The organism is Nitrosomonas communis, from assembly GCF_900114745.1.
Classification (GTDB): Bacteria; Pseudomonadota; Gammaproteobacteria; order Burkholderiales; family Nitrosomonadaceae; genus Nitrosomonas; species Nitrosomonas communis_A.
The window spans coordinates 43,893-57,430 of sequence record NZ_FOUB01000021.1; the positions used below are offsets into that span (position 1 = coordinate 43,893).

At 47.8% G+C, this 13,538-nt stretch carries 5 protein-coding genes and 1 pseudogene; 1 reads left to right on the forward strand and 5 read right to left on the reverse strand.

Translation table 11 applies throughout. The annotated features are described in order from the left end of the window. Nucleotides 1-32: 32 nt before the first annotated feature. From BM122_RS09595 to BM122_RS09615, 5 genes are all read right to left on the reverse strand, one after another. Nucleotides 33-4,625, reverse strand: a complete 4,593-nt coding sequence (locus BM122_RS09595) for a type I polyketide synthase (RefSeq protein WP_074905359.1) — start codon at nucleotides 4,623-4,625, stop codon at nucleotides 33-35. Beyond that, nucleotides 4,625-9,925 carry a non-ribosomal peptide synthetase gene (locus BM122_RS09600; protein ID WP_074905360.1) on the reverse strand — a complete coding sequence of 1,767 codons (5,301 nt, stop codon included), beginning with the start codon at nucleotides 9,923-9,925 and terminating at the stop codon, nucleotides 4,625-4,627. The genes BM122_RS09595 and BM122_RS09600 overlap by 1 nt, the downstream gene beginning before the upstream one ends. Nucleotides 9,926-10,010: 85 nt before the next feature. Next, nucleotides 10,011-10,709, reverse strand: a complete 699-nt coding sequence (locus tag BM122_RS09605) for a 4'-phosphopantetheinyl transferase family protein (RefSeq protein WP_074905361.1) — start codon at nucleotides 10,707-10,709, stop codon at nucleotides 10,011-10,013. Beyond that, complete coding sequence (locus BM122_RS09610) at nucleotides 10,678-11,424, reverse strand: thioesterase II family protein (RefSeq protein ID WP_074905362.1); 747 nt, start codon at nucleotides 11,422-11,424, stop codon at nucleotides 10,678-10,680. Before BM122_RS09610 ends, BM122_RS09605 begins: the two co-directional genes overlap by 32 nt. A gap of 12 nt (nucleotides 11,425-11,436) precedes the next feature. After that, nucleotides 11,437-11,652: an MbtH family protein gene (locus BM122_RS09615; RefSeq protein ID WP_046850527.1), complete on the reverse strand. Its 216-nt coding sequence runs from the start codon at nucleotides 11,650-11,652 to the stop codon at nucleotides 11,437-11,439. A gap of 587 nt (nucleotides 11,653-12,239) precedes the next feature. Here BM122_RS09615 and BM122_RS09620 point away from each other — a divergent pair. Next, nucleotides 12,240-13,350, forward strand: a pseudogene (locus BM122_RS09620) (IS1380 family transposase). Nucleotides 13,351-13,538 lie beyond the last annotated feature (188 nt).

Sequence of the window (13,538 nt, forward strand, 5' to 3'; positions counted from 1 at the left end):
TCTTTGAGTTATGCATTAATACGTGGAACTGTTTATGAACATTCGATTTCATCGAGCAGTTTGGTTTCAACTAGTGCTGCTAAACTTGCGATCGTAGGCGATCTGAAGAAATCGGCTGGATGCAGATCGATAGAAAAGCCGGTTCGAATTCTGGAAAGCAGTTGTATCCCCAGCAACGAGTCACCCCCCAATTCAAATAAATTATCATCCACGCCAATAGCATCGATTCCGAGCATTTTTTGCCAAATCTCTGCAATATTCGTTTCCAGCTCGCTTTCGGGGGATTTGAATGCCGTTGGCAATGTCGGTCTCGGAAACCTTCCTGTCTTAATGGGTGCCGTAAAAGTAAACGGTTGCGCAACCAAGTCGTGCTGTGTTTGGCTCAGCCGAGTATGCAAATCAAGCGTTGAAACGATTACTTGAGGCATATACGGACCATTCACGATCCGTTCGAACACTGCTGCACCTGCTTGCGGTTCAATCCCTACACCCTCTGGCATGTCCATGTTTGCGGCCATGCCCACTTCCCGCCAGCTATCCCAATTGACTGAAATGATCGGATAGGCGGATTCACGATAAGCGGCATGCGCCACCGCATCCAAGTAAGCGTTAGCAGCACAATAATCAATTTTATTGAGTCCGCCTGCGATCGTAGCCAGCGATGAGCATAACAACATGAAATCGAGTGGGTCATCCCTGAAAACTGCTTGCAACGCGCGCATTCCATTTACTTTGGGTGCAAATACTCGTGCAATCGCTTCATCCGATTTGGTAGAAATTAACCCATTGCTAACTTCACCCGCAGCATGAATCACACCATTGATCGGTCCGAAGTATTGCTGAGCTTGTGTCACGGCCGCTTCTAACTCACTTTGGTTACCCATATTTGCATTCACGACCAGGACTTCAGCACCTAATGCTTCCAGCTGCTTGATTTTTTCCAGCTTACTACCTAATGCGCTGTCTTTGCCGATTCCCGACAGAATCTCCAGCCAGCGTTCGCGTGTAGGGACAGGAGAACGCCCCAGCAGCACCAATTTGGCTTGTTGAGTACGTGCCAAATGTTCTGCCAGTGTCAGGCCGACGCCACCTAATCCGCCGGTAATTAAATAAACCCCACCTGATTTGAAGCGATTCTTTACGATGGGAGGAGGTTGCATAGGTTCGAAACATTGAAGCCAGCGGTGAGGTCCCCGGTAAGCAACCACAGCCATTCCGGCATCCGTTTGTGACTCAGCCAGAATCTGCTTAGCCAGCTGCAATGGAACCTTAATACCCTTCACCTGAAAGTCAATATCGATCAGGCGGCAAGTAACATTTGAATATTCCTGTGGAATGACTTTGTATGGTCCGTAGAGCAAAGCCTTTTCCGGGCATAATATTTCGTTGCCGGTTACATCCTCCATTTGATTCGTCACCATGGAAATACTGATTTTTTTAGCTGAAGGAACAAATATCTGAGTAGCCTCCAGTGCTCTGGCAAGATAGAACAGACTGTAGAAATTGCTGTTCATACTGCTTGTCTGAGACTCAGCTTTATCTTCCGTACTCAGACTCCAAAGATAAAAAATATGACCGATCGTTTTACCTTCTTCGCGTATCGACTGTAGTAACTGGTCAAAATCGTGAGAATTTTCCTGAGAAATCCGATAGCGATGCGAACTTTCTCGCTGATAGGTGGTACCAGCAAAAACTTCGATAGGCTCAATTCCAAATAGACGTAAATGACTAGCTAATGCTTCTCCTATTAAATATTCATCGCTAAATATCAAATAAGCACCGGCTTGCTCCGGATGTAAACTATCGAAGTCAATTTGTTCAGTGCGCTGCCAAGACGGTACGTAGAGCCATCCATTTACCGACTGTGTGACAGTCTGTTCCCGTTTCCTTACTGCCAAAGTTGGCTGCACGCCGGCTTTTGATTCGCACTGCTCATCATCGGCTTTGATCCAGTAGGATTGACGATCAAAAGGATAGGTTGGTAACGGTACGCGATATCGACGTTCATGCGCATAAAATTGATTCCAATCGATAGCCACGCCATTTAACCATAGCTTGCCGAGCGTGAGATAAAGGTGTTTCTGTGCCGAATAACTTCTATTGGGATGAGGTAAGGATGACAAAGTAAGTTGTCCGGGATTTGCCAACGGATGACGTTGCGCGAGTGTCGTCAGCGTTTCTCCAGGCCCAACCTCAACTAATACTTGTGCTGGATCAGCCAGCAATGCGTGCAAACCATCATTAAAGCGCACCGTCCCACGTACATGTTGTCCCCAATAATGCGGATCTATCGCTTCTTGAGGTGTAATCCAATCACCTCTCAAGTTAGAGAAAAATGGAATTTTAGGCGATTGACGTTTAACCTGAGCGACCTGCTCAATAAAAGCTGGCAGTAGTGGTTCTACCATATGCGAATGAAAGGCATGTGAGACATGCAGTCTTCGGTAGCTGGCATCGCGTGCAGTCAATTTTTCTTCAGCTGCTTCGATCGCCGCAAGCGGACCGGACAATACACAAAGTGCCGGTCCATTGATCGCTGCCAGATCACATCCATCAAATTCGTAGGATGTCAGTTCTGCTTCGGATAGCATAACAGCCAGCATGGCGCCCGTTTCCATTTGCTGTAACAAACGCCCACGCAAAGCTACCAACCTCAGGGCATCCTGCAAAGAAAATACACCCGCTAAACAAGCAGCCACATATTCGCCCACGCTGTGACCAATCATCGATGCAGGCTGGATTCCCCATGACATCCACAATTGTGCTAAGGCATATTCAATAACGAACAAGGCGGGTTGTGTAACTTCAGTTTGTTCGAGCCGCGAGGAAGCTGCCAATCTATTGGTATCATCCGCACCTGGGTACAGAATGGCAAGAAGGTCGAAATCAAGGTGCGGCCGCAGCAATTGCAAACATTGATCAAATTGCTGGCGGAAGACAGGCTCCTTTTGATAAAGATCCCGCGCCATATCGATGTATTGTGCGCCTTGCCCTGGAAACAAAAATGTTACAGACCGGCGCTCGACTACATTGTATTGAATAAGAAAGCGTTCACTCTCTCTGTTTTGCAATAATGTAATGGCATCCTCGTGATCATGACAAAGCGCAATTGCCCGCTGAGCAAATTGTTTTCTCCCGACCTGCAGCGTATAAGCAACGTCAGCTAATGGCTGCTCTAAATGAGCTTCAAGGTGCTGCTGCAATCGATTCGTGGCTCGTTCCAATGCTTCCTGGCTGCGTGCCGACAACACGAGCAGCTGCCAATCACGCGATGCACCCGAAGGGATACGGTTGGGTGCTTCCTCGACAATCATATGCACATTGGTGCCACCGATACCGAACGAGCTGACCCCGGCGCGCCGTGATGTGGATTGTTCTGGCCAAATTCTGCATTCAGTATTGACGTAAAAAGGACTGGATGCAAAATCAATTTGCGGATTGGGCTGCTCAAAATTCAGGCTTGGAGGCAACATCTGATGTTTCAATGAAAGGACAGTCTTGATCAGCCCGGCTACTCCAGCAGCCGAATCGAGATGTCCCACATTGGTCTTGACCGAGCCGATGGCACAAAACCTGCGTTGATCAGTACTTCCACGAAATGCCTGCGTCAAGGCTGCGATCTCGATCGGGTCACCGAGTGTCGTACCTGTTCCGTGCGCCTCCACATAACTGATCGTATCGGCAGAAATGCCAGCAATGGCTTGGGCAGCCAGAATCACTTCCGTTTGCCCTTCTACACTCGGAGCGGTATAACCTACTTTGGCTGAGCCATCGTTATTGATTGCCGATCCCTTGATTACCGCATGAATAGCATCCCCGTCTGCTAAAGCATCCGACAACCGTCTCAATACTACAATACCGACACCACTGCCAATTACTGTTCCTGCAGCCTTTGCGTCAAATGCACGGCAATGCCCATCTGGTGAAAGAATGGCACCGGGCTGATAGTAATAGCCATCTTCATGCAGCAAGTTAACCCAAGCGCCGCCTGCAAGAGCCATGTCGGTCTCATGATTAAGCAGGGCACGGCAAGCAACATGTGTCGCGGCAAGTGAAGTGGAGCACGCGGTTTGGACAGTAATTCCGGGTCCGCGTAAATTGAGCTTATACGCGACGGTCGTCGTCATGGAATCTTTATTATTACCATTCATCAATCCCTGCAGCGAAGAAATATCCTGCTTGTCCATTCTGCGTCCGCTCGATAGCAAATTAAGCAGTAGATAAGTATTCACGCCGCATCCTGCGTATACGCCAATTGGATCGGTATACCGCGAAGGATCATAGCCGGCATCCTCCAAAGCTTGCCATGCCACTTCCAGAAAAAGCCGATGCTGTGGATCAGTCTCTGCAGCTTCCCGTGGGGTATAACCAAAAAAAGACGCATCGAAGCAATCAATATCATCCAGCTGAGCAACCGCTTTTATGTAATGAGGGTCATTCAATACCTCCGCTGGCACACCGCGTGCATGCAGTTCTTCATCGCTCAGGAAAGTAATGGATTCGACACCCTCTCGCAGATTGCGCCAAAAAGACTCGATATCGTTAGCACCGGGGAAACGACATGCCATTCCGATTATGGCGATATCAAGTTCTGCATTTTCCAGTATTTTTTCAGGACTATCCATTACTGTATCCTCTCTTGTTTCCGTTGAATGAAAGCGCCACGTTGCCGCTGCGCACGCGCCTGGTGGCGTGATAAGGAAGCTGTACCTGTATTCCCTTGGCTCAGAAATTTTGCCAGACTGGCAACGGTGGTATATTTGAACAAATCAACCATGGCAATCTGCCTGGCTAAATGTTCTTCCAGCTTTTGCTTGATTTTGATCAACAGCAGTGAATGCCCTCCCAAATCAAAAAAGTTGTTGTGCAAACCGACTTGAGGCATTTCGAGGGCTTCAGCCCAGATTTCCGAAATGGTTTTTTCCATCAGATTGACCGGTGGGTCATAATCCGGTGTATCAAACTGTTCAGGGGAAGGTAGCGCTTTCCGGTCTAGCTTGCCGTTCGGATTAAGAGGCAGCATATCCAGGAAAATGAACTGGCTGGGTATCATGTAGTCCGGCAGCGTAGCTGTCAGCGCTGTTTTTAATAGTGACGCGTTTAATTGAGTATTGTCGTGCAAAACGACATAGGCAAGCAGGCGAAGACCATGACGTCCCTCGTGAGCAATTACCGCAGCTTCACGTATCCCGGCTAGCGTGAGCAAGCGTGCCTCGATCTCTCCCAATTCGACACGAAAACCACGTAGCTTGATTTGATCATCGAGGCGACCGAGATACTCAAGCTGTCCATCGTCTCGCCAGCGCACTAAATCTCCTGTCCGATAAAGACGGCCTCCCGACTGATCGAATGGATTAGCTACAAAGCGCTCGCTAGTCAAAGCGTGACGATCGAGATAACCGCGCGCCAATCCTTTCCCTCCAATATAAAGCTCACCGGCTGTGCCGGGTGGCACAAGATTGAGCTCAGCATCAAGCACATAGAGCGTGCGTTCACCCACCGGCTGGCCGATCGGTGCGAATTCACCCATCTCTGACGTTAACGCATTCTCATTGCTCTGATCAATCCATGCAGCTGGAGTGATCACTGTTTCAGTTGGGCCATAAGCATTCACCAAACGAGCTTTCTGAAATATCGCACGAGCCGCGATCACATCTGCTGCATACCATGCTTCACCCCCTGCTATACAGGTACGCACCCATTGCCGGGTACGATCAATTTGAGGGAGTAATAATCGCAAATAAGCAGGAGGAAGGTGCAGGATCGTTATTTTGTGCCGCTCGATCAGCTCAACAAAACCCTTTCCTGCCAAATGATGATTAGAAGAAAGCACCAGCGTTGCCCCTTCAGTCAGCGGTCCCATCCACTGCTCTGCTGCTGCATCGAAATTCATCGAGAAAAACATTAATTCGTGATCGCCTTGCTGGATCCCATAGATTTTTTTGATAGCAGACAAATGCATGGCTAGCGGACCATGAGAAACCGCCACGCCCTTAGGTCGACCAGTCGACCCCGAGGTGTAAATCACATAAGCGATATGGTCGCTATGTAAGGTGACATCAGGATTAATTTCACTTACTGCATTCAGATCAAGCGTATCAAGTTCAAGGATCTGTATCCCTTCGCGGTAAGGCAGTCGCTCGCTGAGATGAGATTGAGCCAACAACAGTTGAGTCCCACTGTCTTCCATCATATAAGCTAGACGATCGTTAGGATACTCAGGGTCAAACGGTATATATGCCCCCCCTGCTTTCAGAATAGCCACAAACCCTATAATCAACTCGACGGAACTTCTCTCGAGTGCAACGCCTACCCGCACTTCAGGTTTGACACCCAAGTCGATGAGCCGATGGGCAAGCTTATTCGCCCGACGGTTGAGCTCGGCATAACTCAGCTCGATATCACCCGAGATTACTGCCGTCATGTGTGGGCATCTGTCTGCCTGGCGCTCAATCATATGATGAACTGGTTGGTTGATGGATGGAGTCTGCTGATGGCCTCCCCAGAGTATAAGTTGCTGTTTATCAGTTTCATCCAGCAAATCGATGTCGCCGATAGCAACGTTTGGTTGGAGTGAAAAATCCTGCAAAATTTGTAGATAGTGGCGCGTGAGGCGTTCAATCAGAAGAGAATCGAACAGGCTAGACGCATAAATGAAACTGGCGGATACATTTCCATCGGATAATTCAACGGTTTCAAGTCTCAGTTCCAGCTGGGCTGCCTGCTCAGGAAGGACATAATCGGTAACCGCCAGCCCAGAGCATTGCTGCAAACTACGGTAGTCTTTCTGTAAATGATTGAGGGTAGTTTGAAATAGTGGATTATGGCGTAAATCTCGCTGAGGATGCAGTGCTTCGACCAGTTGTTCGAATGGCAAATCCTGGTGAGCCTGAGCATTGATCGCATCCTCTCGCACTTGATCTAGAAGTTCAGCAAGGGACATACGCCCATGCAATTGACTCTGTAAGACCTGTGTATTGACGAAAAAACCGATCAGGCTCATCGTTTCGATGCGGTGGCGATTAGCGACGGGTACACCGATACGAATTACCTGTTGCCCTGTATGACGAAATAACAATACCTGGAAGGCTGCCATTAGTGACATAAACAGGGTCGCTCCGCGATCAAATGAGAATTGGCGAAGTTTTACCAATACCGCTTGTGGCAGATCGAAACTGTGACGTGCGGCAGGGTAGCTCGTTACAGGCCGTCGTACGCGATCAGTTGGCAATGTTAAAACCGGATGTGACTCACCTAGGTAACTTCGCCAGTAAGCGAGCTGCCTTTCCTTTTCGCCTGCTTCAAGCCATTTTTGTTGCCAAACTGTGTAGTCTACATACTGAATAGGCAAATGAGCGAGTTGAGCTGGTTTTCCTTGGATAGACGCCTGATAATAAGCTGCAAACTCATTCAGCAAGATTTGCATGGACACACCATCGGCAATGATATGGTGCATGACAATAACGAGAATGTATTCGTACTCAGCTACCCGGATCAATGCCACTCGTAGTAAAGGGCCTTGCGTCAAATCAAAGGGCATCGAAATGATGTGCTGCGCTTCCGCTGTCGCTTGCTCTTCACGCTGCGTAACATCCCAATCCAACAAATCGATATCCGTTATTGCTAATGGCAATGTCGATTGTATTACTTGCTCGACCACGCCTTCCGTACTGATACGAAATAAGGTGCGTAATGATTCATGCCGTTCGATCAACGCCTGAAAGCTCGCAACGAACGCTTGTTTATCTAACATGCCTGATAATCGTAGCGCATGCTGAACGTGATAGGCCGTGGTGTCAGGATCGAGTTGCCAAAGAAGCCAAAGACGCTGTTGACCATAGGATAATGGCAAGCTATAGCGATTATCCTGCATAGGCATAAGGCGACACGTATCCGCTTCCTGTGAGACTTCCTTCAAGGATGCCAAACGCTTAATTTCCGCCGCACACTCTTGCAGTCGTGGGTGCTGAAATAAATTACGCGGAAGAAACGGAATATGCCAGCGATCTGAAATGTGCGCCACGACCTGAACAGCAGAAAGTGAATTACCCCCAATAGCAAAGAAATGATCTCCACGCTTCAATCCCGTACGGTGCAACACAGTTTCCCAAATAGCTGCCAAAGCAAGCTCTGTTTCATCTTCCAACACACAAGGGAGCGGTTCGCTTCCACCGAGCACAAAATGACCATATTCGTAGATGGCATAAGCATCCAGTGTGCGCTCGTGCCAACCTTGACGGCAAGCTGAGCGTTGTAATTTGCCACTCGAAGTTTTGGGAAGTGCACCGGGGTTTAGCAGTACCACTACGGACAAGGGCTCATGACAACTTGAACTGACTACCTCGCTGAGGGCTGCCACCAGAGCCTCGGCAGAAACGAGTTTCTGCATGTTGCGTGACACTTCCACTGCAATACCGATCCCCTCCCCTTCTTTTCCTTCGACTGAAAATGCCGCGATCCGCCCTTTACGTACAGCTTCCACTTCTTCCTCGATAACTAACTCAATATCCTGGGGATAAATATTTTGTCCACGGATAATGATGAGATCTTTGAGTCGCCCCATGATGTATAACTGGCGCGCATGGATAAAACCCAGATCACCGGTACGTAACCAGCGTGCGCCTTCATGATCAACAAAGGTTTCAGCAGTTTCCTGTGGACGCTGCCAGTAGCCCTGTGCGAGGCTGAGTCCATCCGTCCAAATTTCGCCGACATGGCCATCTGCCAGTGAAATCTGCTTTTCAGGGTCCATGATTTTTACCGAATGATTGGAAGCAGGAAAACCACAGGCAACGATCGGGATACCTTGCGTCTCCACCTCCGCTTGACCTTGTGCCAGCTTGTCGGACGAAAATTCATGCACTTTCATACCTTCTCCACGCACACCTCCCGTCACAAATAGGGTCGCTTCAGCCAAACCGTAGCAGGGATAAATAGTGCCAGCTGGAAATCCAATTGTACTGAAACGCTCGATAAAAGCACGCATCGTGTCTCTGCGCACGGGCTCGGCACCCGAGAAAGCAACACGCCAGGTCGATAAATCGAGTCCCTGCAATTGCGAGCTTCTCACGCGCTCGACACATAACTGAAAGGCAAAATTAGGTGCGCCACTTACTGTGGCGCGATAGCGTGAAATGACTTCTAGCCAGCGCACAGGACGTTCGATAAAAAACTGTGGTGTCATGAGTATTGCCGGAATTCCCCGGTGTAACGGCTGCAATAATCCGCCAATCAATCCCATATCATGATAAAGCGGCAGCCAACTGACGAAGATATCGTTCTCGCCGATTGACATGCCTTCTTCAAAAGCCCGGGCATTGATCATTAGATTATGTTGACTAACCATCACACCTTTAGGTGTAGAAGTCGACCCAGAGGTATATTGCAGAAAAGCAATCTCATCTTTCTCCGGCATGCGCTCATGCCATGCGGACGCCATACCAAACCTATTATTTTTCATTATGGTGTCAACCGCTAGAATATCAGCGTCTGCCAATTGCATAATCGCTGCCTCGCTAATCAGCGGTATAATTTCGCTAGTCGTCAGAATGCATCGCGCCTTTGCATCGGTTGCAATCGCGAGCAGCCTAGTCAGATGTTGCTCTCGTATCGATTCGGGTGGAAAAACTGGTACTGCGATCATCCCTGCATAAAGACAGGCAAGGAAACCGACTACATAATGTTCATCGTTATCCATTAACAATAGTATTCGATCACCTTGATCGAATCGATCCTGTAAAACAGCGGCAACAGCCCTGACATACAAATTGAGCGAAACATAATCGAACTGTTTGTCAATGAGTGTATCGCCATTCGCACTTACTACGATCAGAGCTATATCTGTCGGCCGCTCACGAGCGAGCGTTTGCAGATGAATCACAATATTGTCAGGGTAACTGCGAGAAGGAATCAGTCTTGTATTCATGATTAATACTTAAAATAAATGCATGCTTTACTGAAAAATTATTAACCCAGCCTAATTTTGCATACTTCATTGCTTCTGGAATTAATTAGGATAGAAAAGGCTGGCGCTTTGCTAGCGATTGATTTTTATGGGTCAATGCTAATGCTGCCGCATAGTGAATGGGTGCACTAATCGGCCAGGCGTGGACTTCTGCCCATTCAGTCTGATCGTGAGTAATACAATAACTGCCATCATGATTTGGCAGAACGGTTATAGCTGGCAGGTATTCGGCAATGCCAAATCCCAATGCTTTCAGTACCGATTCTTTCACGACCCACAGCTCGATGAAGTTCTTGCTTGACCAGATCCTCCAAGCCCGTTCTACCGAAGAAAGCACATGCGCTTCCAGATCGGCAACATCCCGATGGCACTGCTCAATATCGATACCCACTTCCCCATGAGTAGATAACGCAATCAAAGCAAAATTATCAGCATGGGAAACGTTGAACTCGATCCCGGAATTCGCTGGCAAGCACGGCTTACCAAAGCTGTTCGTTTCAATACGTAATGTCTGAGGTGGCGCCATCACACATTCCGCTAGCAGACGGCGGAGCGCTGCACGAGTCGTAATAAAGCGCTCCCGATCCCGCAGTTGACGAAAGCGAAGTGCGCGCGCTTTTTCTTCTGCGCTCAGCAATGTCCAGTCAACAGCAAGCTGATTCGAATCGAAATCGAACTCGAGCAACCAAACATCGACTCCAATAGGCATCGTTTCAGGCAATTGCAGGCACTTCAGATGCTTCATGAGGGGCTCCACTTAAACTTTCTGTAAGACGTTTTACCAGAGTATGCAGAAATACTTCTTCAGACTGACGAAGAAAGAAATGACCACCCTCAAACCAATCCAAGGTGAACGCTTGAGCACCTGCCAGTCGCCAATCATCCAACTTTGCCGCTTCAATCTCATCCGCACGCCCGCCAAAAACATGGATGGGAATGGGCAAAGGCGGTAGCTCCACGTGCTGGAAGCTCCCACATAGCCGGTAATCTATTGCCAATAAATCCAGCGTCATCGCCAGCAATTCCGGATGATCGAACACTTCTTCCGGTGTACCTGCCTGTTTTCTTAGCTCCGCGATCAATGCTGCCTCACCCTGTATTTTGCTATAGCGCTCACTATCCTGACGATTCGGTGCTGCGCAGCCTGAAACCACCAATGCAGTGGGAAGCGGTAATTTCTGAGCAGACAAGCGATGGGTAATCCCATAAGCCAGCAAGGCGCCCATGCTATGTCCAAAAAAGGCATAATTTTCGGGCAATGTAGGCACAAGCTCATTGCTTAAGCATTCAGTCAGCGCTAAATAATTTTCTTCAGGGAGTTCATCTATCCGGCTATCACGCCCTGGCAACTCGATCGGCTGCACCGTTATCCAGGAAGATAGTAACCGTCGCCAGCGGAGGTACATAGCACTACCTGCGCCTGCACACGGTAAACAGAACAGGGTGAGTGGTTTGAGCATAAATATATTGCCCTAAACCTGGTTATCCATAAAAAGCCGCAAGCTGAGCGGACGCATATCAGTCCAGACTTTCTCAATATGATCAAGACAGGTCTTTTTGTCGCCTAGCACACCGGTATCTTGCCAGCCACCAGGAATTGCTTTCCATTCCGGCCAGATAGAGTATTGTTCTTCATGATTAACTAAAACGCGAAAAACACCATCTTCGCGATCAAAGCAATTCGTCATAGCACACCCCTCGGATTTACAAATAAATAGAATTTTTTAATTCTTCTAAATAAGAATGCTTCTTATTCATACTAGACGAACCGGCTTATTGAGAATACAAAGAAATATTAAAAATCTTTTTGCAAGCCCTTTGAATGCCTTGTTTATTAAATGAGTTAGGAAGTTACATAGAGAAGTTATTCCGACTATATCCAATACAGTAAGTGTTTGGACCTACAAAAAATTGAAAGCATAAAGCTTTTCTTCACTGAGTCAGAACAAATTCAGCACCACATACACGCTGACTTGGAAAAATCAATTGCGAAATACCTTACTTGATCTGGCTAGAGCTCATATGAAGTACAGATATTGCTCCACTGTCTGCTTTTTTTCGCGCCTTAGATGAGGATGATTCCGGGTAATTGTGCGCATTTTATGATCAAGAAATAGCCAGAGAATCTTTTGAACCTGCTGGCTATTTAACTCCAATATTGCACAAAGGGAAGTGGCAATTCCTCAATAATTCTTTATAATACAGTTATTTACGCTGAGTAAAGAAAAGGAATTGCCAGTGACAAAATGTACCCGGGAATCATTTAATTTTCCAGATGTTAAAAAAGCGTACTGTTGAAGTGAATTTCGAGGGTGGAGAGATTACTTCAGATGGTGGTGCCATGTTATTGCGCCAGGCGGATAAACACATTGGGTTGAGTAAAGCGGTTGCTCAGGCACTGGAAGACAATCGTCGACAGGCAAGTTGCAAACATGATAATTTGGCGCTATTGCGCCAACGCGTTTATGCCTTGGCATGCGGCTATGAAGACCTCAATGATCATCAGCCATTACGTCATGATTTGACGATTCCATCAGCGGTTGAATGCGAAGAGGTATTGGCCAGCCGTTCCACCTTGTGCCGCCGGGAGAATCAGCGGATCGACAAACAGCCTGGCATGTTCATCAAGTGATGATAGAGCAGTTAAGCTACCTGCGGCCAAGCAATCTTGATGGGGCAAAACATGCCCGGGCTATCCTGTCATTGCTGGTAAAGCGGTTCAGGCAAAGCTGGCTTGAAGTTCGTATCATTTTTCGCGGTGGCAGTGGTTGTTGCCGCCACAGAATGCTGGCATGGTGTGAGCATCATGAGGTGGGTTACCTCATAGAGATCGCCCAGAACAAGCGATTGAATGAGATCAGCGCGCAATGGCAGCAATCAGCTGTATGCCGCATGCGGTGAGAAAGTACGCTCGTTTGACGAATTTCACTATGCTACCAAGAGCTGGAAACGGACACGGCGCATCATCATTAAAATCGAACATGCTGACAAAGGCAGCAATCCCCGTTATGTGGTCACCAATCTGATAGGCAAACCGCAGTTCCTCTATGATAAGCTTTGACTCACCCCGCGGTGAAATGGAAAATCATATCAAGGAACAACAGCTTGATCTGTTTGCAGATTGCACCAGCTGCCATCGGTGGTGGTCAAATCAATTTCGTCTACTCCTGTCTTCCCTGGCGTACATCCTGCTGGAAACCATCCGGCACCTTGCCTTGCAAGGCACGGAACTGGCTCAAACCTATGTAAGCACATTGCGCCTTAAGTTGATCAAAATCGGCGCCGTTATTCTACGCCATACCCGCCGTATTCGCTTTTTACTTGCAAGTAGCTGTCCTTATCAGAAACTATTCTTCCAAGCCGCAGCCAGACTGACTTCTGGATAACTCATTTCCAGGATTATGAACTAGGGTCTGTTGACGTTTTAAGGTAAGTATTTCATAGATAAAAACCAACTCGTAATATTGAATTTCCTATATCCCCAACAAAACGAGTTTGCGATGCCACGATGGATGCTTAATGATGAGTTCTGGTCGAAGCTGGAGAAGATTTGGCTTCAAGAAGCGATTGATAA

What these genes read in the sequence shown, in the direction of transcription:
- BM122_RS09595 (WP_074905359.1), bottom strand. Translation starts at nt 4,625, where the DNA reads ATGGATAGTCCTGAAAAAATACTGGAAAATGCAGAACTTGATATCGCC.
- BM122_RS09600 (WP_074905360.1), bottom strand. Translation starts at nt 9,925, where the DNA reads ATGAATACAAGACTGATTCCTTCTCGCAGTTACCCTGACAATATTGTG.
- BM122_RS09605 (WP_074905361.1), bottom strand. Translation starts at nt 10,709, where the DNA reads ATGAAGCATCTGAAGTGCCTGCAATTGCCTGAAACGATGCCTATTGGA.
- BM122_RS09610 (WP_074905362.1), bottom strand. Translation starts at nt 11,424, where the DNA reads ATGCTCAAACCACTCACCCTGTTCTGTTTACCGTGTGCAGGCGCAGGT.
- BM122_RS09615 (WP_046850527.1), bottom strand. Translation starts at nt 11,652, where the DNA reads ATGACGAATTGCTTTGATCGCGAAGATGGTGTTTTTCGCGTTTTAGTT.